Annotated in this window: 18 protein-coding genes; 9 read left to right on the forward strand and 9 right to left on the reverse strand. The window is 72.2% G+C overall.

The features are described from left to right. A partial coding sequence (locus IH54_RS0124050; RefSeq protein WP_031520328.1) for a glycoside hydrolase 43 family protein occupies positions 1-1,555 on the forward strand: 1,555 nt, incomplete at its 5' end. Positions 1,556-1,830: 275 nt separating this feature from the next. Here the strand turns inward: IH54_RS0124050 and IH54_RS0124055 are convergent. From IH54_RS0124055 to IH54_RS0124075, 5 genes are all read right to left on the reverse strand, one after another. Beyond that, positions 1,831-3,600, reverse strand: coding sequence for an MOSC and FAD-binding oxidoreductase domain-containing protein (locus tag IH54_RS0124055; RefSeq protein ID WP_031520331.1), 1,770 nt, complete (start codon positions 3,598-3,600; stop codon positions 1,831-1,833). 408 nt (positions 3,601-4,008) lie between these two features. Next, complete coding sequence (locus IH54_RS0124060; protein WP_031520333.1) at positions 4,009-5,991, reverse strand: vWA domain-containing protein; 1,983 nt, start codon at positions 5,989-5,991, stop codon at positions 4,009-4,011. Beyond that, positions 5,988-7,259 carry a KH domain-containing protein gene (locus tag IH54_RS0124065; RefSeq protein ID WP_031520336.1) on the reverse strand — a complete coding sequence of 424 codons (1,272 nt, stop codon included), beginning with the start codon at positions 7,257-7,259 and terminating at the stop codon, positions 5,988-5,990. Before IH54_RS0124065 ends, IH54_RS0124060 begins: the two co-directional genes overlap by 4 nt. Continuing rightward, entirely contained in the window at positions 7,256-9,235 is a 1,980-nt protein-coding gene (locus tag IH54_RS0124070; RefSeq protein WP_031520338.1) for a hypothetical protein, read from the reverse strand. The genes IH54_RS0124065 and IH54_RS0124070 overlap by 4 nt, the downstream gene beginning before the upstream one ends. 92 nt (positions 9,236-9,327) lie before the next feature. After that, positions 9,328-10,611 carry a hypothetical protein gene (locus tag IH54_RS0124075; protein ID WP_159012034.1) on the reverse strand — a complete coding sequence of 428 codons (1,284 nt, stop codon included), beginning with the start codon at positions 10,609-10,611 and terminating at the stop codon, positions 9,328-9,330. A gap of 149 nt (positions 10,612-10,760) precedes the next feature. Here IH54_RS0124075 and IH54_RS45655 point away from each other — a divergent pair, with 149 nt between their 5' ends. The 3 genes from IH54_RS45655 to IH54_RS0124095 all read left to right on the forward strand — a co-directional run bounded on the left by IH54_RS45655 (position 10,761) and on the right by IH54_RS0124095 (position 13,866). Continuing rightward, positions 10,761-10,898, forward strand: a complete 138-nt coding sequence (locus IH54_RS45655) for a hypothetical protein (RefSeq protein ID WP_159012036.1) — start codon at positions 10,761-10,763, stop codon at positions 10,896-10,898. 699 nt (positions 10,899-11,597) lie between these two features. Further along, positions 11,598-12,536 (forward strand): AraC family transcriptional regulator, encoded by a 939-nt coding sequence (locus IH54_RS0124090; protein ID WP_031520343.1) that lies wholly within the window; start codon positions 11,598-11,600, stop codon positions 12,534-12,536. A gap of 331 nt (positions 12,537-12,867) precedes the next feature. Beyond that, positions 12,868-13,866, forward strand: coding sequence for a zinc-dependent alcohol dehydrogenase family protein (locus IH54_RS0124095; protein WP_031520345.1), 999 nt, complete (start codon positions 12,868-12,870; stop codon positions 13,864-13,866). A 674-nt stretch (positions 13,867-14,540) separates the two neighbouring features. Here IH54_RS0124095 and IH54_RS0124105 read toward each other — a convergent pair. Next, complete coding sequence (locus tag IH54_RS0124105; protein WP_052397802.1) at positions 14,541-17,144, reverse strand: carbohydrate-binding protein; 2,604 nt, start codon at positions 17,142-17,144, stop codon at positions 14,541-14,543. Positions 17,145-17,497: 353 nt separating this feature from the next. Further along, positions 17,498-18,553: a LacI family DNA-binding transcriptional regulator gene (locus IH54_RS0124110; RefSeq protein WP_031520353.1), complete on the reverse strand. Its 1,056-nt coding sequence runs from the start codon at positions 18,551-18,553 to the stop codon at positions 17,498-17,500. 640 nt (positions 18,554-19,193) lie between these two features. On the opposite strand from IH54_RS0124110, the gene IH54_RS0124115 reads away from it, so the two are divergent. The 5 genes from IH54_RS0124115 (at position 19,194) to IH54_RS0124135 (ending at position 24,770) form a co-directional block, all read left to right on the forward strand. After that, entirely contained in the window at positions 19,194-19,790 is a 597-nt protein-coding gene (locus IH54_RS0124115; protein ID WP_031520356.1) for a hypothetical protein, read from the forward strand. A gap of 2 nt (positions 19,791-19,792) precedes the next feature. Then, positions 19,793-21,067 carry a peptidoglycan-binding domain-containing protein gene (locus IH54_RS0124120; RefSeq protein ID WP_052397803.1) on the forward strand — a complete coding sequence of 425 codons (1,275 nt, stop codon included), beginning with the start codon at positions 19,793-19,795 and terminating at the stop codon, positions 21,065-21,067. Beyond that, positions 21,064-21,783, forward strand: coding sequence for an ABC transporter ATP-binding protein (locus IH54_RS0124125; RefSeq protein WP_031520359.1), 720 nt, complete (start codon positions 21,064-21,066; stop codon positions 21,781-21,783). Before IH54_RS0124120 ends, IH54_RS0124125 begins: the two co-directional genes overlap by 4 nt. Then, positions 21,780-22,982, forward strand: a complete 1,203-nt coding sequence (locus IH54_RS0124130; RefSeq protein WP_031520361.1) for an ABC transporter permease — start codon at positions 21,780-21,782, stop codon at positions 22,980-22,982. The genes IH54_RS0124125 and IH54_RS0124130 overlap by 4 nt, the downstream gene beginning before the upstream one ends. Positions 22,983-23,111: 129 nt before the next feature. After that, complete coding sequence (locus IH54_RS0124135) at positions 23,112-24,770, forward strand: sensor histidine kinase (RefSeq protein WP_031520363.1); 1,659 nt, start codon at positions 23,112-23,114, stop codon at positions 24,768-24,770. Here the strand turns inward: IH54_RS0124135 and IH54_RS0124140 are convergent. Continuing rightward, positions 24,731-25,438 carry a response regulator transcription factor gene (locus tag IH54_RS0124140; protein ID WP_031520365.1) on the reverse strand — a complete coding sequence of 236 codons (708 nt, stop codon included), beginning with the start codon at positions 25,436-25,438 and terminating at the stop codon, positions 24,731-24,733. The genes IH54_RS0124135 and IH54_RS0124140 overlap by 40 nt on opposite strands. A 200-nt stretch (positions 25,439-25,638) precedes the next feature. Next, entirely contained in the window at positions 25,639-26,946 is a 1,308-nt protein-coding gene (locus IH54_RS0124145; protein ID WP_031520368.1) for a hypothetical protein, read from the reverse strand. Between the last annotated feature and the right edge of the window lie 41 nt (positions 26,947-26,987).

A 26,987-nucleotide genomic window follows, 5' to 3' on the forward strand; every position in this document is an offset into this window, starting at 1 on the left:
CCCCACCACACCCCCCACTACACCTCCCACCACACCCCCGACGAGTCCCCCGACGACGTTCAGCAACCCCGTGCTGTGGGAGGACCTCGCCGACGCAGACATCCTGCGGGTGGGCGACACCTACTGCTACTCGGCCTCGACGATGCACTACTCGCCGGGGGCCCCGATCCTGCGCTCCTACGACCTGGTCCACTGGGAGTTCGCCGGCCACTCGGTGCCCTCGCTCGACTTCGGCGAGAAGTACAACCTGAACGGCAACGGGCGCGCCTACGTCAACGGCGTGTGGGCCTCCTTCCTGAACTACCGCAAGAGCAACGGGAAGTTCTACTGGGGGGGCTGCATCGACTTCAACAAGACGTACATGTACACCGCCTCCTCGGTCGAAGGCCCCTGGACGCGCGGTTCGGTGATCAACAACTGCTACTACGACGCCGGAATGCTCGTCGACGACAACGACACGATGTACGTCGCCTACGGCAGCGGCACCCACTACGTCGCCCAGCTGTCGGCCGACGGACTGAGCCAGGTCCGCAGCCAGGCGGTCTTCACCGACCCGTCCAGCACCGGGACGACCGAGGGCAACCGCATGTACAAGGTGGGCGGGGCCTACTACATCCTCGTCGACCACCCGGCCAACGCCGAATACGTCCTGAAGTCCACCAACGGCCCCTTCGGCCCGTACACCGAGCAACCGCTGCTCAACAACGTCGGCACCCCCATCGTCGGCGGTGGCGTACCGCACCAGGGCGGCATCGTGCAGACGCAGAACGGCGACTGGTACTACATGGCCTTCGTCGACTCCTACCCCGGCGGGCGCGTCCCGGTGCTGGCGCCCATCAAGTGGAACTCCAGCGGGTGGCCCGTCCTCCAGACCGTCAACGGCGGCTGGGGTACCACCTATCCGTACCCGAACGTGCCGACTCCGCCGCGTGAGGTGAAGTCCCCCACGGGCACCGACACCTTCGCCGGGCCCGCTCTCGGACCCGAGTGGGAGTGGAACCACAACCCCGACAACACCAAGTGGTCCGCGAACAACGGCCTGACCCTGCAGACCGCGACGGTGACCAACGACCTGTACTCGGCACGCAACACGCTGACCCACCGGATCCTGGGACCCACGTCCACCGCGACGGTACCGCTGGACTACTCGGGTATGCACGACGGGGACCGGGCCGGACTGGCGCTGCTACGCAACTCCTCGGCATGGATCGGCGTCAGACGCGACAACGGCGCCGCCCGCCTGGTGATGACCAACAACATCACCATGGACGGCAGCTGGAACACCACCAGCACCGGCACGGAAGTCGCGAGCACGGCCCTGTCCGGAGGCAAGGTCTGGCTGCGCGTCAACGCCGACATCCATCCGGGCACCGGCAGGCAGGGGCATTTCTCCTACAGCACCGACGGCGTCAACTTCACCGCTTTCGGGCCGGGTTTCACGATGGACAACAGCTGGCAGTTCTTCATGGGGTACCGGTTCGCCCTCTTCGACTATGCGACGCAAGCACTCGGCGGCTCCGTCAAGGTCGGCCAGTTCACCCTGTCCACGCCCTGACCCATCTCCCGGTAAGCCTTTGAACGAGCGGGCGCCCGCGCGGAGGCGCGCGGGCGCCCGCCGTGGCGGTGCCCCGTGGGTGGGGCCGTGGTCGAACGGTCCCGGCGGATCGCCTGGGGGAGTCTTGTCGACCTCACTCAGCAGCAGGTCGCCATTCGCACGCCGGGGCTCGTGCAACAGCTCGGGCAGGCGCCCACCTGCCGCCCCGACCTGCGCAAGCAGGAAGCCGCAGCCTTCGCGCCCAGCACGCCGCCGGCCCGCTGGGCCGCCTCGTTCTACAGGTCCAGGACGACGTCCTCGACGGGAGTGGAGCAGCAGATGAGGACGTTGCCCCCGCCCGGAGGCTCGACCGGGTCGGGCGAGTAGGCCACCGCACCGGACATCAGCGCGAGCTCACACGTGTGGCAGACCCCGGTGCGGCAGGACCACCGGACCGGAACGTCGCAGGCTTCGGCCAGTTCGAGCAGGGAATCCTGCGCGTCGTTCCAGGGCACTTCGAGGCCGCTGCGGGCGAAGGACACCGTGGGCCCGGTGCCGGCGGGGCCGGCCGGCCGGTGGGGCACGGCCGCGGCGTCGCCCTTGATCCCCGGGGTGAGCGAGGCTTCCGCGCCGAAGGTCTCCGTGTGGACACGGGACGCCTGCAGCCCCGACGCGGCAAGCGCGGCGGTGACGGCGTCCATGAAGCCCGCGGGGCCGCACAGGTAGGCGTCGGCGTCGGCCGGGAGCCCCAGTGCGGCGATACGGTCGGGGGTCAGGCGGCCGCGCTGCTGGTAGTCGACACCGCGGTGGTCGGTGGCAGCCGGTCTGCTGTAGAAGACTGCCGACTTCGCGTGCGGCAGGGCCTCGATCAGCTCGCGGCACTCTTGTGCGAAGGCGTGCTCGGTGCCGTCACGGGTGCCGTGCAGCCACCACACCTTGCGGCGGGAGCGCTCGCGCGTGAGGGCGTGCAGCATGGCCAGGACGGGGGTGACCCCGACTCCGGCCGACAGCAGGATCACCGGGTTGTCGCCGTCTTCCAGGCAGAAGGTGCCACGCGGTGCCGCGGTCTCCAGGTGGTCGCCGACGCGGATGTGGGCGCGCAGTTCGTTGCCGGCGGCGCCGTGCGGCTCCACCTTCACGCTTATGCGGTACGTGCCCGCGTTCGGCTCGCCGGACAGCGAATAACTGCGGATCAACGGAGGCGCGTCCCCCGCGGGCCGGACCTTGACGGTGAGGAACTGCCCCGGCAGCGTCTTCGGCAGCTCGGAGCCGTCGACGGCGGCCAGGTGGAGGGAGAACACGCTGCGGCTCTCGTCCTCGATGCGGGTGACCACCAGCGGGCGAAAGCCTGGCCACGCGGGCGGCGGGGCGGTGGCGGCGGCGTTCAGCCCCGCGCTGCCGGAGGCACCGCCCGCTGCCTTGCCGGCCTGGTCCCGCAGGGTCCGCATGGAGGCCTGCCAGCCGGGGCTGAGCGCGGGGATCCGCAAGGCGCGCTCGACCTGCTCGCGGGTGTGCGAGGGCAGGTAGAGCACCCGGTCGATCTCCTCGACGGTCATCGCCTCGGGGCCGGTGGCGACCTTGACGATCTCCTGCCCGGCCTCGACCTCACCCTCCTCGATCACCCGCAGGTAGAAGCCGGGGCGACGGTGCGCCACCAGCAGCGCCGCCATCTGCGGCTCGCCCATCCGCAGACCCACCCGGTAGCAGGTGACCCTCGGCTGCGTCACCTCGAAGAGCGCGCCGCCGACGCGGTAGCGGTCGCCGATGCAGACCTCGTCGTCGGGCAAGCCTTCGACGGTGAAGTTCTCCCCGAAATTGCCCGGCGTGAGATCGCCTCGCCCCAGTTCCTTGGCCCAGTAGCGGTAGGAGTCCAGCTGGTAGACCAGTACCGCCCGCTGCTCACCCCCGTGCCCGCCCAGGTCGCCCTGCCCGTCGCCCTCGATGTTCAGCCGGCGCACCATCCGCGGCCCGGACACCGTCTCCTTGTACACGCCGGTGTGCACGGTCCTGCCGTGCCACGGCACGTCTTTCGGCATCCCGACGTTCACCGCTGTCAATGTGGCCATCACGCCGCCTTTCCTGCGACGGCTCCCCTGGACCGGCCGGCCATATGGTCCGTCGCTCTCGGCAGTGCAATCTGCTCCGGGTCCGCGCGCAGCGGGATCCGGGCTCCGCTTCTCCGCACCCCGCGCTGCACGACCCGCCGCACACCCTCACCACGCTAGGCCCGGAGATCTGCCCCGGCAACCTCGCGGAAATCCGCGCCGCCAACCGTACGCCCGCCCCCTCGGCCGGCGGACAGGCGATGTATCCGACGCGTTCCGGGCCCGGCATCGGCGCGGTGAGGTCCCGCCGGAGCCGATCGCGTACGGGCAGGGCCGAGCGGGCTCCGGCGGCGAAGAACGCGGCAAGCCGAAGGTGCCGCCTGAAGGCGGGTGTCCACAAGCCGGCTGCCTCCCCGGCACCGCCGGGGCTCAGAAGCCCTGGACCCGTAGCGCGGTCCTCTCCGCGGGCACGAAGCCCCCGGCCTGCCCGTCCTGCGGGTTCGCCTCCGCATCGGCCGGCGCGGGCATCTGCTCGGCGTTCAGCACCGCGTAGACGTCCGTGAGCATCCCGGCCAGGTCCTCCATCAGGCCCAGTTGCAGCCGGCCCCACCCGGCTTCGTCGTCGTCGGGCAGGTGATAGCGGCCCGTGTGGGCGAGGAAGACCTCCCCCACCATGCGCTGGTGCTGCTCCGCCTCCTTCTTGTTGTTCCGGCCCACGCTGTCGTGCGCTGTCTCCAGCCGCATGGTGTGGATCCGGAAGAGACGGCCGTCCCAGATGATGCCGGCGACCCCCGGGATGGGGTAGGAGTCCTTGTCCCGGGGCGAGTTGAGGGCGCTTTCCTGCTGCTCGTAGAAGACCTTGTGCACGTCGAGAACCCAGGCCGCGAAGGCCGAGCGGTCGCGGACCGGTTGGCCTATGTGGTGCAGGGCCCGGGTGTCGTTGGTCTGCCGGTAGAGCGGCCGGCCGATGCGTCGGCGGGACGCGTCGACGCACGACGAGTACAACAGGCTGATCGTCTCCGCCAGTTCGCCCCTCCTGGCATCGGTTGTGGTGGCGGCGCTCAGACTGAGTGCGAGCGCGATCTCGGGCTGCGGCCCGGGAAGCCGCCCGGTTCGCGGGTGACCCACCGTCTGCGTGACCCCGGCGCCCAACTCCCCGAAGTACTCCATCAGTACGTCGGTACCGCCGATACGGGTGGGGTCGCCGCCGCCCACCTCCACCAGGTGGCGCAGCAGCGCGTGGTTGGGGACGATGCTCACATGCGGCTCACCGGTGCTGCGCCGATGGCGGCTCTCCCACCACGGCCAGAAGGTGGCCTCGGCGCTGACCCCCACCGCGTGCAGGCGGATGCCGAGCGAGCCGTTCAGCTCCTCCATCAGCGACACCGGGTCCGCGGTCGCCGCCAGCATCTCGCCAGTGGCGTCCACCCCTTTCTCCGCCCAGTCGGCGCCGTCGCTGACGAGCACCACCAAGCGCTCGTTGTGCGGGTTCCCGTATCGGTGCAGCAGTTCCGACGCGTGGTGCAGCGCCTGGCCGATGTCGGTGCCCGCCGACTCCGGCTTGAGCAGGCCGACCGCGGCGCGGAACTCCTCGATGGTGGACTCGTCGCCGACGTCGGCCATCCCACCGGCGCGCGGGAACACCGGGACCGACGCCTTCGTGAAACGGACCAGCGCCAGCCGGGTGGGCCGACCGCCCGCGGACAGCCGGACGTCGGCCATCTCGTGCAGCGCGCGCTTGAGCGCGTGCATCCGGGTCACGTATCGCTGCGTACGACCGCCGAAGCGGCCGACGTCACTGTCGTCGAGCACGTCGTCCCAGGACATCGAGCCGCTGCAGTCGGCGAGGATCACCACATCCACACCGGTCCTGTTGCCTGGCAGGAACAGGTGCAAGGTGGTGCCGGCGCCGATCCGCAGGAGTCCGGTCAGCGGTTCGCCCGACCCGTCGGCGACGCTGCGCACCCGGTAGGGCACGCTGTCCACGTACAGCCAGGTGGCCTCGCGCGCGTCGGGCTCGTACCGGAAGACCTGGCCGTCCAGCGCGGAGGAGCCGCGCAACTGCTTTACCGAGGCGTCCGGGAGGGCGTCGGCGGCGGACTCCAGCACGACGGACGCCGCGACGACGGCCGGCCGTTCGAGCAGCAGCCAGTCCTCGCCGGCGGCACCGGACAGTCCGGCGGCGCGGGCCAGGTCCTCGTGCACGGCCACCACACCCGCCGGCAGGCCGGGCGTCGGGAGCATCCGCACGACCGGGCCGCGCCGCTCGTCGCCCGCCGCGGACAGCAGTACGCCCGTCTGCTCGGCGGACACGTCGGCCGCCGAGACGCCGACCCGGTTGTCCGCGACCAGCCCGTCGCCACCGACGATCACCAGCCGCGTGCCATGGGCGCGGCCCAGAGGGACCCTCATCGCTTCTCCACCTTCAACGTGACACCCAGCCGGGCGCCGAGGTCTCGGACACCCGAGCCGCCGCGCCCGATGAACAGCCCGGCCACATCCGGCGGGACCCTGACGTAGAGGGCGTTCGCCTTGGGCCGGAAGTCCGAGAAGGAGAGCCGTTCGGCAAGCTGTCCCCTGCCGTCGGCGGTCAGCATGCGCAGCAGGGCCTCGTAGTGCCGGCGGCCCAGCTCCTGGTCGCCCCGGAAAGCGTCCAGATCCTGCTCGCGCACTCGGGCGTGGGCGTCGAGCAGGGTGGCCATTTCCGCGCCGCCCCTGGTGCCGTCAGCAGTGGCCCGCAGCCGGGTGAACAGCGCGTCGACGACGCCCATGTCGAGCGCCTCGTCACGCACGTGGATCAGGATGTGGCGGACGACGGACAGCCGCGGGAGCAGGGCCGGGCCGGCCGCGCGCGACCGACGGCGCAGGGCGGTGGCTGCGACGATCTGGAAGACCACGTCCTCCCGCGACATGCCGCGCAGCCCGGCGAGGTGGGTGGGGCACAGGACGAGGCCGCGTCTGTGGGGGCCGTAGATCTGCCAGCGCCCGGCGTGCGCGGCGCAGACCCGGTGCGGGCAGGTCTCGCCGCCCGCCGAGCGCACGTGCTCGCAGCGCAGGTAGCCGGTCTGCCCGCACCGCGGGGCCACGCATGACGGGAAGCGGTCGTCGAAGCAGTCCCGGCAGTACGAGGTACGGGCGTCGCCCGGGTGCGGGACGCGGTGGGCGGCGCACCATGCCCGCCGGTTCCGGCAGCGGCCGCCGTCGCACCAGAAGACGCCGGGCCGGCCGCACGCAGGGCAGGCAGGGGCGTGGTCGGGGCACACCGTGCGGAAGGCGCCCTCCAAGATGACCACATGCCGGTCGCAGAGCCGGGTGCCGCCGTCCTTGCCCTTCTCCTCGTTGCAGGCGTGGCACTGGAAGGGCCCGTACACCCGAGTGCCCGAAGGTGCGCAGGGCCCGCACGCGTAACGGACACGCGGGGTCTCGAGGATGCCGCGGACGGCGAACTCCGTGCCTGGGCCGAAGGCGTCGGGATTGCCGGCCGGATCGAGCAGCCGGAGCGTCAGGGCGCCGCGGTCGCCCAGATCCAGCCGCAGGCTCCGGTCCTCGCGCGGGTCGACGCGGAGCAGGTGCGGTTCGATCCACTGCCAGAGAGCCAGGTAGGAGTCGGCGTCCGGCAGCGGCTCGCGGTATTCGCGCACGTCGAGGCTGACGGGGACAGGCGGTGGTGGGCTGGTCATCGGGTGGCCTCCTCGCCCACGGGCATGTCGTGGTTCCCTGGTTCCTCTGGGTTCGAGGGGGGCTTGCGGCTCGCAGGCGATTCGTCGTCCGCCGGCCGCTCGTCGTCCGCCCCGTCCGGTACGGCGGAACTCCCGGCGAGGTCGACCAGCAGCAGTTCGGACTTGGCCCGCTGGCCGCGCTCGGAGCGGTAGACCGTGGATGCCAGGGTCAGCACCGCCAGCCCTTCCGGGCGGTGCTGGGCGCAGCGCCGTACCGACGCGTTCAGGTCGAGTTTGTCGGAGACCGGGACGTCGCAGGCCAGCAGCGCGGCACCGTGCCGGCGAGCCAGGGTGACGGCCTGTACCGCTGCCTCGCTGTCCCAGGTGAAGCGTGCCTCGCCGGCGGTGACGGTCTGCCGTCGCGGCGGGCGCAGGGAGCGGCGGATCTCGCGGGCCTGGGCGTGGTTGCGCAGCTCCCGGTCCAGGTCGCCGCCGCCCCCGCCGGCCAGATGCTCCCGTACCACCGCGAGCGACGCGGCACCGGACGGGTTTCCGGCCTGTTCGAGGGCGGTGAGCAGCGCGGCGGCGGTCCTGGGGGCTGTGGCACGGCGCTGAGAAGGCTGCCCCGGGCGGTGCGTGGCCGGGGGGCCGGTGGGGTCGTCCGTGTCGCGCCGGTCCCTGGGCCGGTCCCTTCTGGCGTGCTGCGCGGGGGTGTTCCAGGCGAGCGGCTGCTCCCACTCCAGCGCGAGCAGAGAGGTCGAGCCCGGGGCGAGGCTGCGGACCTGCGCGGTCACATGGTCGGTGAGCAGCCAGCCGGCGTCGGCGAGCCGGCCGGCGACGTGCTGGTCGTCCAGTTCGGCCGGCGCGGCTCGGCGCCAGGACGCCACCAGGTCGTTCTCGTTGCGGGCGGCCAGCGGATGGCTGTCCTGGAGAGCCAGGCCGGCCAGTAGCGGGGCGACCTCCGCGAAGCCGACGTCCATGGCCTGGAATTCCGGCGTCAGGTCCTTCAGCAGGTCCAGGCAGACGCGGTGAGCCTTGTGCACCCGGGCTTGCGGCCTGGTCTTCGGCCGGTCGGCGGCGGTACGGGGCCCGCCTCGGCCTGGCCCGGCACCGCCCCGCCCCTGCCGGTTCGCCGCGCCGGACTCGACGTCGAAGGAGGCGGCCAGGCCGTGGGCGACGGCTCGGGAGCGGTTGCGGTCGACGATCTGCTGCAGCAGGGCGGGGACGCGCCGCCCCTCCCGCTCGAACCGCCGGGCCCGGATGGCCAGGGCCTGCACGAGCAGGGCGTGCGCCATCGTGTCGGCCACAAGGATCTGGGCGTCGATCATCCGCAACGTCACCGCCGGGAAGGCCCCGTCCGACCCGCCCAGCGGGTCGACGTCCATCAGGTCCAGTCGGGTCACCCCCTCGTCACGGCTCAACGAGGCCGTGACCCGCTCCAGATGGGCGGGCGCGGCGGAGTGCAGGTAGCGGGTGGTGAGCTGGTCCGTGGTCTCGGCCAGTCGGCGTGACCCCTGGCCGCCGGCGGTGTGCGGGCCGTACGCGCTCCGTCCGGTCAAGGCGATGAGCGCCGCCGAATGCTGCCGGAAGAGGTTGGTGCACAACTCGCGCTGGACGTCGCTGTACACCTCGACGTCGTGCTCGTCGCTGGTCAGCCAGGCGGACGTGGGCGGCCCGCCGGGCGCGTATCCCGAGGGCAGCAGCACCCCGCCACGACGCCGTACCGCGACGGCCAGGGCCGCGGTGGCGTCGGCGAGCGAGCGGGCGATACGCGCCCTGGCCGCGGGGGTGCTCAGCGAGACGGTTCCCGAGTCGAGCCACACCCGCCCGGCCTCGGCGGGCTGCGCCTCACCTCGCACGACGGGCGCCTGCCGCTCCGGCGTCAAAGCCCGTCCGAGCAGCGGCCGTAGGACCTCCGCGGGGTCCTCACCGGCGATCACGTAGCCCTTGCGGATGCGCTGGCGTAAGGCGCCGTCACGGTACAAACCCACCAGCACGGGCGGCTTCCTTTCTCACGTACGGCGTCCGAATCTCACGTACGGTTCCGGGTGGCGGCGGCTCGGAGGCTCCGCCGGGGGCGGTCGGCCCGTCACGGGGACTCGGTTCGCGGGCGGGCGCGGGGGCTGCCGCGGAGGGCCCGGAGCATGCCGCGGAGCGGGGGGATCAGCGCGAGGGCGGCGCCGGCCAGCAGCACCGAGATGCCGGTGGCCCAGAGGAACGCGCCCGTGCTGCTGCCGACTGCCACCGCGGTGCCGCCGTAGACGAGAGAGAACGGGACGCCCAAGACCGTGACGATGCCGAGCGCCGCGTTCACGGCGCGGGCGGTCGACGCCTCCACGAAGCGGGTGCAGACGGCCAGGTCATCCACTACGCGGGCGCGTGACTCCGTCAGCCGGTGCTGCTCGCGGTACGCGGCCAGCAGTTCGTTGCCCTTCCCCCGCACGGTGACGTGGTCGGTACCCAGCACGCCCCGGAGGTCGATCAGCCGGCGTTCCAGGGCCGCGATCGCGGAGGGATCCAGCCGGTGGGCCCGGATTGACGCCACCCGCTCCGCCAGATCGCCCAACGCCTTCGCCTGGAGCCTGCCGAGCAGGAAGGCATCCAGATAAATGCTGTGCACGTGGCTGCGGGCCAGGCGGTGGAAGGAGCCGCGATCCCCCGGGTCGGCCGTCGTACCGAGGAAGGCCGCGCCGTCCCGCAGCACCAGCGCCTGCCAGTCGGCGGAGAATCGGACCCGGCCGCGGAAGGACTCGGCGTGGCCCTCAGGGTCCGGCGGGAATCGGGCCACCGAGGTTGCCGAGGCGAGCAGCCACAGCCACTGGTCCCGGGCGCCCCAGGCGACGTAGGCGGCCGGCATCACCTCCGGCCAGGGCCCTTCGGAGCGGGTCAGGTGGACCAGCGTCCAGCACCGCCGGAACCCTTTCGCGACGTGCGTACCCACAGGCAGCAGGGCCTCGATCGCCTCACGGTTGGAGCTCCCGTGCTCGGAGGCCGACAGGTCGGTCAGCCCGACGAGTTCAGCGAGCGGGTCGGTGCCGAAGCGTATGTGCAGCACCGCGAGCCCACCGCCGTCGCCGAACTCCGAAGGCATCCGCACTATTTCGACCGCGAAGACATGCGTCCCACCGATCCGCCCGGAGACCTGCCGAGACCAGCGCACGGGCCGTTCCGCAGCCCCGTACAGCGCCTCCGCCACACGATGCTCGAAGTACCCGAGCCTGACCTCCCGCCCAGCGAGGACCACATCGGCCGCGTCCGTCGAGCCCACACCGGTGACCAGCGGTAACGGCTGTGCTTCCCAGCCTGCTTCCCCGCCGACCGCGGCCCCCGTGACATCGACGACAAGGCACCCGGTGCCCGTGAACGAAGCCATGACGCAACCTCCCCCGGCCCGCCGTGATTACTCCGCATTGTCCCCCCATTTCCCCCACCCGCGCGCCTCTTTCCCCCATCCCGCCCCCCCGCCCGCCGCGCCGGGCGCTCCCCCTGTCCCCGGTGTCTCGACGGCCCCACGGACCTCCTGTGCTGACCGCCCCACCGCACCGGACGGAGCGGCTGCGCGAGGCAGGAGCCGCACTCGCAGCCGCCCACGGCACCGACAACTGCTTCGCCGGCGTGCTGCCCACGCCGGCGGTCCGGGCAGGCGCCGCAGCCGCGTAGCCGTAGACGTCGACCGCGACCTCGGCGGCAGCCACTGCCTGAGCCGCGCCTGAGGCGCCCCAGCCGAAGAGGCACGCCTCGTCGGCAAGCGGTATCCGCACCGCGCCTCGCCTGCGATCCACCACTCACAGCGGCCATGCGGTCAGCAAATCCCCGGGGCCGTAGGTTGCGTCGAGGCCCGGAGAATCGACGCCGTTGCGCGAGACCGCCCCACGCCTGACGGGGCGTACCCTCACCCTCGCCGGTGGCGAACTCACTCCGCCGGAGATCGCCGCCGCGATCAGTCGCGCGACAGGTGAGCAGGTCCCTTACCTGCCCGTACCGCTTGCGGCACTCCGCGAGCACAACCCGGTCCTCGGGGCCGTCATCGCGTTTCTCAACGACGGCGGCGGATACGGGCAGACCTCACCGAGGCACGACGGCGCCACCCGAGTGCCCTCACTTTCGACGCCTGGCTCGCCGCGGGAGGCGCCGCGCGGCTCACCGCCCTCCTGACGGACCGCACGCCGTAACCGGACGCCCCAGCCGGTTCGGACAGCGAACACCCCGTGCATGCGGCCACGTGCAGGCCGTGCGCCGGGCCGTTGCCGAGGACTCCGGTGCGGGTGCGGAAGAGCTTGGGCTGTTGGGGGACAGCAGCGGTCGCGGGCGGCAAGGATCTCCCCGCTCGACCGTGCCTGCCGTTCATATACTGTCGCCGTGGACGTCCTGAGTGACGCGGTCGTCGCAATGCGGACGGGTAGGCCGCACGCGGTCAGGCACGAGTTGTACGCGCCCTGGGGCATGCGTTTCCCCTCCGGTGAGGGGGCGGGCTTTCACGTCGTGCTGCGTGGCTCATGCTGGCTCGTCCCGGCCGGGGAGCCACCGATCGCGCTCAATGCCGGCGACGTGGCGCTCGTCCGCGGCGACCGCGTCCATGGGCTCGCCGACAACCCGTCGTCGCCCCTCGTCGAATTCGAGCTCAGCGACAGTGAGGCGCCGTACCGCGAGGTGCGACACGAAGGTTCCGGCCCCGGCACGGTGATTCTGTGCGGTGCCTACCTGCTGGACCGGACCAGGGCCCATCCGGTGCTGTCCGAGATTCCGCCGGTCGTCCACCTGCCGGCGCACCTCGGGCGGTATTCGTCACTCCGCGCCGCGGTGGAGTTGCTGGGCAGCGAGATCGACCGACCGCAGCCGGGAACGGGTGCCATCGTGCCGTCGCTGCTCGACACGCTGTTGCTCTACATCCTGCGTGCCTGGTTCGAACAGAGATCACACGACGAGAGCACGCCAGGTTGGGCCGCGGCGCTGAGCGATCCTGCGATCGGCTCGGCGCTTGCGGCCATTCATCACGACCCGATCCACCCGTGGACGGTCGAGGAACTCGGCGCCAGGGCAGGTCTGTCGCGAGCGGCCTTCGCCCGGCGGTTCACCGCTCTGGTCGGACAGCCGCCACTTGCCTATCTGACCTGGTGGCGGATGATCACGGCAGCCCGGGTGCTGCGGGAGTCGGACGCGCCGCTGCGCGTCGTGGCAAGGCAGGCCGGATACAGCTCGGAGATCGCCTTCGCCGCCGCATTCAAGCGGGAGTACGGCGTCAGCCCGGGCCGGTACCGGCGCCACGCGGACGCGGCCGGGAACGCCGAGCCTGCCTGACGCCGCGGCGCCCGGTGTGCGGCAGCCTGCGTGATCACGCCGACGACCGCGGCGGAAGCGGCTGCGCGGGTCGTTGTACCGAGGAGTGAGCCAGCCCGACTGCCGGCTCGGTGCACGCTCGTTCACCGGCGATGTCTCCGACGAGTCGCCGGGTCGCACGAAGTGAACGCCCTTGACAGCGGAGATGCCATTGGTCTGCGGGCGAAGACGATCGCTTTGCTGGGGCGGACGATCAATTATTGAGCGTCTTGATCGCAGGCTTATAGCCTCAAATCTCGCCGCTCGATCCACATCGATCCGGGCCGCCACGATCACAACGGGAGTCTTTACCATGACCAAGGCAGTGCTCTTCGACGAGCTCGGCGGGCCGGAGGTGCTCCGGCTGGAAGAGGTGAAGCTCGACGAGCCCGCACAGGGCGAGGTCCGGATCCGCGTCGACGCGATCGGCCTGAACCGGGCGGAGTCCAACTTCCGGTCCGGTACGTATGTCTATCCGCCCAACCTTCCCGGCTCCGGGCTCGGCTACGAAGCCGCCGGTGTGGTGGAGGCGGTAGGCGACGGCGTCAACGGCTTCGCCGTCGGCGACGCCGTCAGCGCCGTACCGACGTTCTTGATGACCGACTACGGCACGTACGGCGAATCGGTGGTCCTGCCCGCGCATGCTCTGGTGCACCGTCCGGCCGGCATCGACGCGTTGACCGGCGCTGCCACGTGGATGGCCTTTACCACCGCCTACGGCCTGTTGGTCGAGTTCGGCGGAATCAAACCGGGCGACACCGTCCTCATCAACGCAGCGTCCAGCAGCGTCGGTCTGGCCGCGATCCAGGTCGCCAACCACCTCGGCGCCGTCCCGATCGCCGTCACCCGCACCCACGCGAAGAAGCAGCGGCTGCTGGACGCCGGCGCGGCCCACGTCATCCCGGCCGAAGACGTGGACCTCGTCGCCGAGGTCCACGCGGTGACCGGCGGCCGGGGAGTACAGCTGGCCGTCGACGCCGTCATGGGCCCGGCGGTGACGACCCTGATCCAGGCCGTCGCCCCGGACGGGACCCTCCTGTTCTACGGCTGGCTGGATCCGACACCGGCGCCGATGCCGGTCGCCCCCGACCTCCGTGGCCGCAACATCCGAACCTACGCGTTCACCGAAGTCACCGTCGACGACCCGGCCCGGCTGCACCGCGCGAAGCACTTCGTCAACGCCGGCCTGCGGGCCGGCACTCTGCGCCCGGTGATCGACCGCGTCTTCGACCTGACGGACGTGGTCGCCGCCCACCACTACCTGGAATCGAACAACCAGTTCGGCAAGATCCTCCTCACCGTCCGGCGCTAGCTCGACTCTGTCGGGCATCTGCCGGATGTCGTCGGGATGGCGCCGGGGCTTGCGGCCATGATGACGACGGTGGCGTCGACGACGTCTGAGGTGTGGGCCTTGCCGCAGAGGGTGCCGGCTGCTTTGGCGGTCTCGAGGCGTACGGGCTCGACGTGGCAGCCGGTGAGGAGTTCGCCGAGCCGGACCTGGCGGCGGGAGTCGCGCCAGGCCTGGCTGACGACGACGGGGGGATGTGGATGTCCCGGCCGTCCTCAAGGGCGAGGTGGTGGCGGGCCCACATGCGGCGGTCGTCGTTGTCGATCGCGATGAGCGCCCCCGCGTCGTACGGATAGGGGATGTTCACGAGGCCGAAGCCTCCTGGCCGCCGAGGTGCTGGGCGTCGGCGGCGGCCGTTCAGCGCGGGCGGAGGCCGGCTCCGACCGCACACCGGCAGGTGGCCCGTGAAGCGCTGGGGCCAGGAGCGGTCGCTGTCGGCCGTGACGGTCACGTCGTACCGCTGATCGCGGGCCGGTTCGCCCGGGTCGAACCCCGTCGCAGGGTCCGGCGGTTGGCGGGACCAAGCCCCGTACCGCAGGAAGGGGGACGACCCAGCGGACCTCTTTCCCGCTCTGTCGGCCGTGGCGGTCCAATCGGCGGGCCGCCACGGCCGGATCGGTGCCTCGGATTCTCGCGCGTCAGCCGGTGACCGGCGCTACGTCGATGCGGTCGATGTCGGGTGCGTAGGCAGAGGAGTTGCCGAAGGCCAGGGTGTTGGTTCCGGCATTGAGGGTGACGGTGGCCGGGAGTGACCACCAGTCGCTCCAGCCGTAGGTGTTGCGGTAGGTGAGGGTGGTGGGGACGCGCCCGTTCACGGTGAGCTGGGCCGTGCGGGACTCGGTGTTGGTGTTGTAGTTGCCGCTGCCTGCACGGTCGTTGTTCGCGTAGTGGACGACGATGGTGTAGCGGCCTGCGGAGGGGACGGTGACATTGCCGAAGGTGAGGGTGTTGGCGCCGCCGTCGCCGATGAATCCGACGTCCTTGCCGCCAGAGGCCCACGCGTCGGACTGGACGACGGCCTTGCCCGCCGGAGTGGCGTCCTCGGCCTGGTAGACGGTGACGCCGGTGGTGTCGCCGGAGCCGGCCACCTTCAGGTCGCGCAGCGTGAGCATGGTGCCGCTGTCCGGGCTGATCGCGATGCGGTTGATGCCCTCGGGGAGGTAGAGCCTGTCGGCGGCGGTGGTGGAGCCGGAGGGCAGGGCGGCAACCCTGGTGCCGTTCAGCGCGAGTGAGGCCTGGCCGCGGGCGGCGGAGTAGTCGGTTCTGACGGTGTAGTAGCCGTCCGTGGGCGCGTACACGTCGAACGTGGTGGTGCCGCCAGGGGTGACGACGACGGCACCGGTGCCGGTCTCGCCGATGTCGGAGTAGTCGTAGTGGGCGCCGCCGACGGTGTCGGCGAAGGCCGCCTCGTACGTGGTCTCCGGGGTGCCGGAGGCGGCGGTGAGGTCGATCTTGTCCAGGGTGACCGAGCCGTTGCCGGTGCCCAGGACGCTGTCGGCCTTGGCGAGGGAGAGGATGTGGCTACCCGCGCCGAGCGCCACCGGGACCGTCGCGGTGGAGTGGAACTCGGGGTTGAGGGTGTCCTGGTAGGTGACCCACCGCGGGTTCGCGTCGTCGACGCGCAGCGCCTGCTGGGCCGGTGTGCCGGTGCCGTTGCCGTAGAAGATCCGCAGGTTGTACGTGCCGCTCGTGGGCACGGTGACGGGGAAGGAGACAGCGCTTGACGACGAGGTCAGGCCGGTCACGTCCTTGCCGCCGGACGCCGAGTACAGCTGGGCGGTGCTGAAAGTGCTGCCGGTGGCCTCGGTGGTGACGGTGCCGCTGGTGACGGTGGAGTTCTCCGCCTCGTACGAGGCGCTCCACGGCGCGTCGGCCGGGGCCGCCGTGCCGCCGCCGTCCGGGGTGACGGTGATCCGGTAGGCGGACATGGCCTTCAGGCCGGTCAGCGGTACGGTGAGGGAGCCGTGGACCGGGGTGTAAGCCGTGCGGGAGATCGTCCGCGGCGGGGCGGAGGCGCCTTCGTAACCGCTCCAGTCGTCCTCCTGCACGGTGACCTCGACCTTGCTGCCGAAGGTGCCGCGCCCGACGCCGTTGATCACCACGTCGGTGTCGGCGGCCGAACCCCCGAGGACGACCTGGGCCTGCCGTCGGGCGGTGTCCAGCGAGGCGATGCCCTGGAGGGTGTCCTGCACGTTCGCCTGCGGCGGGGTGGTCTTCGCGGTCCGGCCGGTCATGCCGGCGAGCCAGTGGAAGAGCCACCAGGAGCTGGTGGGGCTGTTCGTGTGGACCGTGTCGCCGCTCATGTTGCCCGAGGAGTCCCAGAACGCCTGGTCCGCGTAGACCTTCTCGTCCTCGAACATCGCGGCCCACTGGATCATCTGTCCGGGTACGGACACGTCGCGGCGGTTGGCGTACTCGTCGATGTTGATCGGGATCGGACTGATGCCGCGGGCCTTCTCCAGCGCGCGGTAGGTGCCGTAGTGGCCGCGGAAGGCGGACAGCGAGCCGGGGCTGAGTTCGTGCCAGGTGATGACGTCGGGCAGGACGTCCTCGGCCTTGGCGTAGGTGAGGAAGTCGCCCAGGAACTGGGGAGAGAAGCCGGCGGTGTTGGGGCCGGCGATCTTGGCCGCGGGGTAGTCCTGGTGGATGCGCCGGTAGACGGTGTTCCACCAGGTCTCGAACTCGCTCAGTGCGCCGGCGTAGGCGCTGCCGCCGGACAGGCCCGCGAACCACTGCTGGTCCGGCTCGTTGAACGGCACGAAGACGACCTTGGAGGCATACGCGGTGGACTTCACGGGGTTCACCGCCGCGTCCACAGTCGGCAGGTAGTCGCCGAGGGTGGGAGTCGGGTAGGGCCAGGTCGCGTACTCGTCCTGGATGTTGGTGTACATCGTGCCGCCGCCGTCGGCGAAGAACGAGGGTGCGACCTTCAGGATGTCGCCGCTGGGGTGCTGCAGGCCGTTCGGAGGCTTCTGGGAGCCGGTGGCGAGCTTCAGCGGCGCCAGCAGGTTGTCGCTGGGGACGCCGGCGTCGCTCTGCCCGTACAGCGCGCCGCCGGAGCCGTTCAGGACAGCGCCGGTGGTCGTGCCGAGGTCCACGACGAAGGTCGGGGTGGCCGCGGCGGCCGTCTGCGTCCCGGTCAGTCCGGTTCCCACCAGGGCGGTCACCGCCAGCAGGGAGCCGGCCAGGGCTGCTCTGCGCCGTCGTGGGCGTTCGCCGGGGACGTTGGTGTGGAAGGGCATGGGCACCTGGATTTCCCCTCCCGTCAGGTGCGGGAGGATCGGTGGGGCAGGCCTGAGGCCTGTCAGGGCTGATGCACGACCCGCCGCAGGTGGACGAGTGTGCTCGCCCGGTCGTCGGCGGGAAGTTCCAGGGGCAGGCCGCGGGAGAGCAGCGCTGCTCCGTGGTGGACGCGGGCCGAAGGCCGCGCCGAGGCTGAACAACACCAGGCCGGACGTGTTCCCGCAGAGCACCCGCAGCGGGACGGCCGGGTGGGAGGCGGCGGGAGCACACAGAGGCATGGACGGCCCTTCGGGGCTGTTATCGATGACTTGGGGAGGGCGCGCGCACCGCTGTGGCGCGGGCAGAAGTGGTGTCAGGTGGTGCCGGCGGGCGTCGGGGCGGGGCCCGAGCTTTCCCGGACGATGAGCTCGGGCTCGTCCCACGCACCGCCGAGCGGTGCGGCCTCGGGCTCCAACAGGGCGTGCAGGCGCGCGAAGGCGGCCCGGCCCAGCCCTTCGAAGTCCAGCCGTACGGTGGTGAGCGTCGGAGCCAGGTAGGCGGCGTGCGGAGCGTCGTCGAAACCGACCACGCTCACCGAGTCCGGTACCGGCCGCCGGTGTTCCCGCGCCGCGCGCAGCACGCCGAGGGCGATGTCGTCGTTGCCGCACAGGACGGCGGTCACCGAGCGGTCGGCGAGCAGGCTCCGGGCGGCGAGGTATCCGTCACGCGGAGTCCAGCCGCAGGCGACCGGCTCCGGCACCGGCCGGCCGGCCTCCTCCAGCGCGTCCTGTCGGCCGAGGGCGCGCTGGCCCACATGCGCCGTGGACGAGGGCAGGGCCAGGTAGTGCACGGTCCGGTGTCCCATCCCCAGCAGGTGGCGGGTGGCGTGGGCGGCCGCAAGCCGGTCGTCGATCCATACCCGGGCGGGATCGGCCACGCACACCGCCTCCCCGTCGTCGGGGCGCTCGACGACACCGACCGCCGGAAGGTTCGCGTCCAGCGCCTGGAACGCCCGTGCCCCCGCGGCCTCGAAGGCGATGACGATCGCGGGCGTACGCGGATTCCCCAGCCGGGACTCGACATCCTGCACGCTGCGAGCGGCGTCCCGCTCCAGCACGCTGATGGCGACGCTGAAACCCGCTCCGCGCGCCGCCTCCTCGATACCGCGCAAGGTGGCCGAACAGCCGTAGAGGGCGGTGTCCACCGCGAGCACCGTGACCGTGCGCGCGGAGCCTCCGGCCAGGGCTCGGGCCGTCTTGCTCGGGGTGAACCCGAGCTCGTCGATGGTGCGCAGCACCAGGTCCCGGGTGGACGCCTTGACGTGCGGCTTGCCGTTGATCACCCGGGAGACGGTCTGGTGGGACACCCCGGCGATGCGCGCGATGTCCCAAATACTGGTGACTCGCCCGCCCTCGGGCATGGTGGACATGTTGCAGCTCCCAGTCTCTCTCGGGGCTTGACCGGTCAGCTCATGGTCGAGTCGGCCTGACAGGTGACGTCGTCGGCGGCGGCCTGCGGACTCATCCGGTTCAGCCAGACCTGGTCGAGGTCCTTGAGTACGACGGTGTTCGAAGGCCCATCCGGAGGTGGTGAGCGGGTGGCCGATCGTGGGCGCCCTCGGCCCCGGTCCCGAACGCGGAGACGTCGACGCCCTTCTTGCTTCCACGCCGTGGCCAAACCGGCGGTCAGACGGAGGTTAGCGCTAACAATTCGGGGACCTCCAGAACGGTGCGACTGCGGGTTCAGGGGTGGAACCACCACGTCTAAGTGACGCTGGAGAAATAGTTACCGATAACAGAGCGCCGTCGTCAAGGCTTCGATCGAAGTCCTCAGTGCCGATGCCGTGCGACAGGGGGCCGGTTCGGCTCGAAGTGACCCCTCGGGTCCCGACACTTCCGTTTTGTGCTGCGAGGTCCAGCTCCTCGGGCCGCGCGGACGGACTGCGGTGCACGGGCAGGCCGCGCATGATCGTTTGACAGGTTCTTCAAAGGTTCTTCATCGTCCGAGCCTTACGGTCGGCCTGCTCTCCGCGCCTGCGGCAGGGCGTAGCACAGGGGAAGAGGGGACCGATGAGGGCGTTCCAGGCGGGGCTCGGGGTGGCGGTCGCGGGGCTGGCGCTCGCGCTGGCCGGCTGTGGCGGTGGTGGTGACGGGGATGCGAAGGTGCCGTCCGCCGAGGGGGGCGCGTCGTCCGCGGCGGCCGCCGGGAAGGGGGAGCCGGGCGGCGGGGACGAGGTGAGTGCGTACGTCGAGAGCCAGCGCAAGTGGGTGGCGTGCATGCGGAAGAACGGGATCGACCTGCCCGACCCGAATTCCAGGGGGCAGGTCGACATATCCGGTCAGGGCACGGAGATTAAGAAGGCGCCGCAGTTCACGGCTGCGTCCGAGAAGTGCGCCGGCCTCAAGGCGACGGTCCCGCAGGGGCTGGAGGAGGCCAACGAGCCCAAGCTCACGCCCGCGCAGATCAAGGTTCAGCAGGACTACGCGGACTGCATGCAGAAGAACGGCGCGCTCGACTTCCCGGATCCGGACGCGAACGGGTACGAGACCGACGACAACTCCGGCCAGCCCGTGTGGGACCAGGACTCGGCCGGCGCCAAGCGTGCCATGCGCGTGTGCGCCCCGGTCCTCGGGCACCCGGCCGACTCCGGCCCGGCCAAGGGCTGATCGTGACCGGGACACTGACGGACCTCGGCGGCGAGCCGGAGGCGGAACCCGCGCCGGGCCGCCGGCGGGGGTGGCGGCGCCGGCGGACAGCACTGGCCGGTGCGGCCGTGCTCGTGGTGGCGGCGGTCGCGGTGGCCGGCGCGCTGGGCTTCGGCGGCGGCGGGCACGAGAGCCCGAAGGTGCCGCCCCGTGCCGGCTCCGTCGTCGCGGTGAAGCGCACCACACTGGCCGAACGGGTCACGGTCGACGGTCAGTTGGGCTACGGCACGGAGGTGCCGCTGCCGCTCAAGGCGACCGGGACCGTGACATGGCTCCCCCAGCAGGGTGCGACGGTGGGACGTGGCGGCACACTGCTGCGCGTCGATGACCGGCCGGTCGTGCTCATGTACGGGGCGCTGCCGACGTACCGGGACCTGGGCCTGCCCGGGGCGGGGGGCGGGCGGACGGACGGTGAGCGGTCGAAGGCCTCGGACGGCACGTCGTCCGGCACGCCCACGGACGGGCCGGCGGCCGCGGACGCGCCCGCGCCGCCGTCCGCGTCGGGGAGCGGGGGGTCCGGTCGGCAGGGCGGTGAGCTCACGGGCATGGACGTCCTCCAGTTCGAGCGGAACCTGGCGGCCCTGGGCTACACCGGTTTCACCGTGGACGAGAGGTTCACCGCCGCGACCGCCCAGGCGGTCGAGCGCTGGCAGAAGTCGCTCGGGCTGCCGCAGACCGGCACCGTGGGCATCGGGGACGTCATCTACGCCTCCGGCCGGGTGCGGATCGGCCATGCCGACGTCCGGCTGGGTGACGCGGCCGGTGAGAATACCCTGACCTGCACCGACACCTCGCGGAAGGTCATGGTGAACGCCTCGGCCGCGGACGCCGGGTGGGCGCGGCGCGGCGCCGGCGTCCGGATCACCCTGCCCAGCGGCACGTCCGTGCAGGGCACGGTGGTGTCGGTGGGGAAGCAGGCGAGTGCGCCCGAGGGGGGCGGCGGGGGCGGGACTGCGGACGCCGGGGCGTCGGTCCCGGTGACCATCTCCGTCAAGGACCAGAAGGCGCTGGGGAGTTCGGAGGGCGGCCCGGTGACCGTCGGCTACGTGGGACGCGAGGCCAGGAACGTGCTGAGCGTGCCGGTCTCGGCGCTGGTCGCCCTCGCGGAGGGCGGGTACGGCCTGGAGACCGAGGACGGCCGCTTCGTGGCCGTGAAGACCGGGCTGTTCGCCGACGGCGACGTGGAAGTGAGCGGCACCGCCGTCCGCGAGGGCATGAAGGTGAGGATCCCGGAGTGACCACGACGAGCGGTGCCGGCCCGGCGGTCCTGGAATTCGACGCGGTCTGCAAGACGTATCCGGGCGGTGTGGCCGCGGTCCGTGACGTGAGCCTGCGGATCGGCCGGGGCGAACTCGTCGCCGTCGTCGGCCCGTCGGGATCGGGCAAGTCCAGCATGCTGAACCTGATGGGCAGCCTCGACCGGCCGTCGTCGGGACAGGTGCGGATCGACGGCCACGACGTGGCGAAGCTGTCCGACCGCGAGGTCTCCGCGCTGCGCGCCACCCGGATCGGCTTCGTCTTCCAGCAGTTCCACCTCTCGGTCGGCGTCCCCGTGCTGGACGCGGTGGCGGACGGCCTGCTCTACGCCGGCGTCCCGATGCGCCGCCGCCGTACCCGTGCGGCTGCCGCGCTGGACCGGGTGGGCCTCGGCCACCGGCTGCACCACCTGCCGCAGCAGCTGTCCGGCGGCGAGCGGCAGCGTGTCGCCGTCGCGCGGGCGGTGGTCGGCGCCCCGTCCGTCCTGCTCGCCGACGAGCCGACGGGCAACCTCGACTCGGTGTCCGGCGCGGTGGTGCTGGACCTGCTGCGGGAGCTGCACGCGGCCGGCACCACGGTGGTGGTGATCACCCACGATCGGGAGATCGCGGACCGGCTCCCCCGCCGCCTGGAGATGCGGGACGGCCGCCTGGTCGCCGACAGCGCCCGCGGCCGGGAGAGCGGGGTGCTGCGGTGAGGCCCGGGACGCGGCTGCGCGTCGCCCGGCTCGGCCCCGCGGACGTCGTCCGCCTGGGCGGCACCGGGCTGCGGACCCGGCCCCTGCGGGTCTTCCTGTCCGCGCTCGGCATCGCCATCGGCGTCGCCGCCATGATCGCGGTGGTCGGCATCTCCGGCTCAGGACAGGCCGAGGTGGACCGGCGCCTGGACGCCCTGGGCACGAACCTGCTGCGCGTCGCGCCCGGGCAGAGTCTGGGCGGCGAGCAGGCCCGGCTCCCCTTCGAGGCGGTGCCGATGATCCGCCGTGTGCCGCCAGTGCGGCAGGTCGCCGCCACGGGCACGACCAGCGCCCACGTCTACCGCAACGAGCACATCGCCGTGGGCCGCACCGGCTCCCTCGACGTCCTCGCCGCCGAGCGGAACCTGCTCCCGGCGGTCGGCGGCCGGGTCCGCGTGGGCCGCTGGCTCGACGCGGCGACGGAGAAGTACCCCGCCGTCGTGCTCGGCGCCAGGGCCGCCCAGCGCCTGGACGTCTACACTCCCGGAACCCGGCTGTGGATCGGCGGCCACTGGTTCTCGCTGATCGGCGTCCTCGACCCCGTCCCGCTGGTGCCCGAACTCGACAGCTCGGCACTGGTCGGCTGGCCCGCGGCCCGCACGTACCTGCGTTTCGACGGGCACCCGTCACTGGTGTACGTGCGCACCCAGGACAGCCAGGTCGCCTCGGTACGCGCCGTGCTGCCGGCGACGGCGTACCCGGAGAAGCCGGGCGAAGTCCGGGTCTCCCGACCCTCCGACGCCCTCGCGGCCCGCGAGGCCACCGAGTCGGCGCTCACCGGACTGCTGCTCGGCCTCGGCGGGGTGGCGCTACTGGTCGGCGGAGTCGGGGTGGGCAACACCATGGTCATCTCGGTGCTGGAGCGCCGCCCGGAGATCGGGCTGCGCCGGGCCCTGGGAGCCACCCGCGGGCAGATCCGCACGCAGTTCGTCACCGAGTCGCTGCTGCTGTCCCTCGTCGGCGGCCTCGGCGGGACCCTCCTCGGGACGCTGATCACCGCGGGCTACGCGGCCGACCGCGGCTGGCCCACGGTGGTGCCTGCCTGGGCGAGCGCGGCCGGCATCGGGTCGACACTGCTCATCGGCGTGCTGGCCGGGCTGTACCCGGCGGTCCGGGCCAGCAGGCTCTCGCCGACGGAGGCGCTGTCCCGTGCCGGCTGACCCGTACGGGACGGGACGCGCGCGGGCGGCGCACTGCCAAGCGGCCGCCCGCGCCCGTCCCGTACGGTGGCAGACCCTCCGGGTGGGGAGGGGCCGGAGAGCGGGCGGACGAGGACTGGGGGACATACGGTGAGCTTTCGGCTGCGGGTTCTCGGACTGCTCGTGCTCGTCGCCCTCACCGCCACTGCGGCCACCGCCTGGCTCGCCGTGCGCCAGGCGAACCGCCAGGTCCAGGAGGCCGTCAGCGCCGGGCAGCAGGACGTCTCCCGGATCGTCGCCGGTCTCCGCGCGTACGGGTACGCGCACGGCACCTGGCAGGGCGCCGACGCCACGGTGCTGCAGCTCGCCCGCCGGACCGGCCAGCGCATCCAGGTGGTGACGGAGGCCGGCGCCCCGGTCGCCGACTCCGACACCCTCGCCGGACGCGAACCCCGCCCCGGCAGCAGGCCCGCCGCCCTGGTCGACGCGCGGCCCACCGTGCGTCTGCCGGACATGCGGACGCCGAGGGAGTCCGGCAAGCTCATGGCGACCGCCATCGCCGCGTACCGCTCCTCGGCCCCGTACGCGGCCTGCCTGACCAGGGCGGGCGTGCCCGTGGCCGTCCGGCCGGGCATCTACGGCGTCCCGCAGGCGAGCACCGACCACCGGCCCGCGCAGTGCGCCGAACTCCCCACCGAAAGCGACCCGCAGACGCCGCAGGACGTCACGCGGCTGCGCACCTGCGAGCAGGCGTCCGACCTGGCTCCGTGCCTCCAGCGGGTCTTCAACGAGCGCACGGCCGCCGTCGCCCCGCCACGGCTCGAAGTCCGCCTCGGCTACCGGAACGAATCCCCGCCCACCCTCGCCGCCGCCCCCGCCGCCTCCGCGGCCGGCGGGGTGGCCCTCGCCGTGGTCCTCGGCGCGCTGCTCCTCGGCCGGGCGGTCCTGCGCCCGGTGCGGGCGATGACGCACGCGGCCACGGCGCTCGGCGACGGCGACCTGGGACAGCGCGTACCGGCCAGCGGGCGGGACGAGATCGCCAGGCTCGCGACCGCCTTCAACCGCATGGCCGACTCGCTCCAGGCCGCCGAGGACCGCCAGCGCCGCCTGACCGGGGACATCGCGCACGAACTGCGCACCCCGCTGGCCAACCTGCGGGGCTACCTGGAGGCGCTGCGCGACGGCGTCGTCACCCCGACGCCCGACCTGCTCGCGTCGCTCCACGAGGAGACGCTGCTGCAGCAGCGGATCGTCGACGACCTGCACGACCTCGCGCTGGCCGAGGCGGGCGCGCTCACCTACCACCGCCGCGAAGTCGACCTGCGCGACGTGCTCGACGCCGCCCGCACCGCGCACCGCGCCCAGGCAGGAGCCGCCGGCGTGACCCTGATGACCGAGGCGCCGCACCCCGCGCACGTGACCGCCGACCCCGACCGGCTGCGCCAGGTCGTCGGCAACCTGGTGGTGAACGCCCTGCGGGCGACGGGCCGGGGCGGCACCGTGACGCTCGCCGCGCTCACCCGGGGCGGCCGGGCCGTCATCGAGGTCCGGGACACCGGCACCGGGATACCGGCCGCCGACCTGCCGCACCTCTTCGACCGCTTCTGGCGCGCCGACCCGGCCCGGGGCCGGACGACCGGCGGCAGCGGGCTCGGGCTCTCCATCGCACGGCAGATCGTCACCGACCACGACGGGACGGTGGAGGCCCGCAGCACGGTGGGCGCCGGCACGACGTTCACCATCACCCTGCCCGCCGCACCGGGGCCCTGTCAGGAAGGGGCGGCACCACCGCCGTCGGCCAGCCGGTAACCGCGCCCGTACACCGTCTCCAGGCGGCGCGGCCGCTTCGGATCGGCCTCCAGTTTGCGGCGCAGGTTCATCACGTGCGCGTCGACGGTCCGCTCCAGCACGTCCCGGTCGAAGCCGAAGACCCGCTCGATGATCTGCGCCCGGGTGAACACCCGGCCCGGCTCCCGGGCCAGCATCTCCAGGACGGCGAATTCCTTCGCGGTGAGCGTCACCGCCCGCCCGGTCACCCGCACCTCGAAGCGGACGGTGTCGAGCTCGAGATCCCCCGCGCGCAGCACCGCGGGCTCCACCGCCCCACCGCCGGTTCTGGACCGGCGCAGCAACGCCCTTACACGGGCCGTCAGTTCACGCGGACTGTACGGCTTGGTGAGGTAGTCGTCCGCGCCCAGGTCGAGGCCGAGGAGCATGTCCTCCTCGGTGGAGCGGGCGGTGAGCAGCAGGATCGGGACGCTCGACTCGGTCCGCAGGATGCGGCAGACGTCCAGCCCGTCGACGAGCGGCAGCATCACGTCCAGCACGATGAGGTCCGGCTGCACCGAGCGGGCCCGCTCCAGCGCCGTACGGCCGTCGGCCACCACCTGCACCGCGTGCCCCTCACGCTCCAGGTAGATCCGGACCAGCCGGGACTGCTTCTCGTCATCCTCGGCGACCAGGATCCGAGCGTTCACGACTTCTCTCTCCCCCCCGGCGCCGGAACCGGCGCTCGCGCCTGCCCCAGAAGGCTAGACCGTGGCGAGGAAAGCCGTGACGGCGGCGGCGAGGGCGTCGGGGGCAGTGGCCCTGATGAGTCGCCGGCGCGCCACAGTTTGTTGCTACGGAGACGACCAGGTACGTAATCGACGGCCTCGGTGACCTGAGCGGTCGCCGGTCACCAGGCCGCGCGGGCCGGAAGCACCAGGAGACCGCCGTCGACGTGCCTCTCGATGTCGATGACGACGTCCGCGGCCGGAGCCGCGGTGGTGACGCCCTGCGCCAAGGACCTGATCCGGTAGGACGCCTCCAGGAGTGCGTCCACCTGCCCCCGCGTCATGACTTTACCGGCCAAACGCTTCGGGGGGCCCAGCTCCAGCGACGACAGCCGCAGGAGCACGCCCGCGATCCGGGCTTCGAGCTCGTCGACGCGCCGCTGGTCGGTGTTCAGGCTGCGCACGAAGTTCTCGAAGGGATTGCCGGGGTCGTCCTGCCCGGCCTCCACGGCCTGGAGGACGTTCACCCGCCGCTTGAGCGCGACGGCGAGCTCCGCGAGTTCGAGGTGGGCGCGGAAGCGGCCGCCCTCGGTGGTGACGCCGTCGAACGCCGCCTCCAGGTCGGCGACGTCGACCCGTCCGTCACCGAACGCAGCGAAAGCGGCCTCCCACTTCCCGATGCGGCGGGCCGCCCTCTCGGTCGCCGTGCTGATCGCGTGAGCCGCAGAGTCGAGGCCAAGAGACGCACCGATCTTCCCCTGGTCGAGGAGTACCCCCGTGGCCTTGTCGATCGCGTCCCGGCACCCGTCCAGCTCGCTCCGCTCCTGCTCCAGCCTCTCGTCGCGGAGATCCTCCAGCAGCTCTGTGATGCGCTGGATCGCCGCCTGGCGCTGATGGTCGGCATACGCGCTCGCGCCGAGGGCCACCGCCATGAGGATCAGCGGTGCAGCGACGGTGAGCGCGGTCCCGGCTGCGGCGGTCCCCGCCGCCGCACCCGCGGCGCCTGCGGTCCCCGCCGTTCCGACGGGGACGAACGCCGCCTTGGCGGCTATCAACTTGCTGCTTTGATCAACCAGTTCGCCGTAGACGCCGTGCGGCACCGCCTTGGGCACCATCGGCTTCACGAGTCCCCTGCCGATCTGCGTCGCCACCTTCGCGGGCACGACCATCCGGTAAAGCACCTCACCGGACCCGGCGACCGCGGCGACAGCCGGAACGTCGCGGGCGTGCCCGGCGACCAGACGGGACAGCTCCTGGGCCAGCGGACTTACCGCACCCAGCAGCAACCCGGAGCCACGACTGTGACGTACCGTCAGCGGACGAGCCTCCAGGGTGACCAGAGGGGCCTGGGAGAACGCCGCGAGGGCCGACCGTAGTTCCGCCAGGCGCTCAGGAGTGAGCGCGTCCCCACCGGTCGCCGCAGGCACGTGCATGCCACCTGCCGTCGACAGCGCCCACACAGGCACGACCGTGGTGTCCTCATCGCCCATCGCTCCCCCTTGCTTCCCCCGCAGACGATAGCGGTGCGGAC

Origin of the sequence: Streptomyces sp. NRRL F-5123 (assembly GCF_000721495.1) — a bacterium.
Classification (GTDB): domain Bacteria; phylum Actinomycetota; class Actinomycetes; order Streptomycetales; family Streptomycetaceae; genus Actinacidiphila.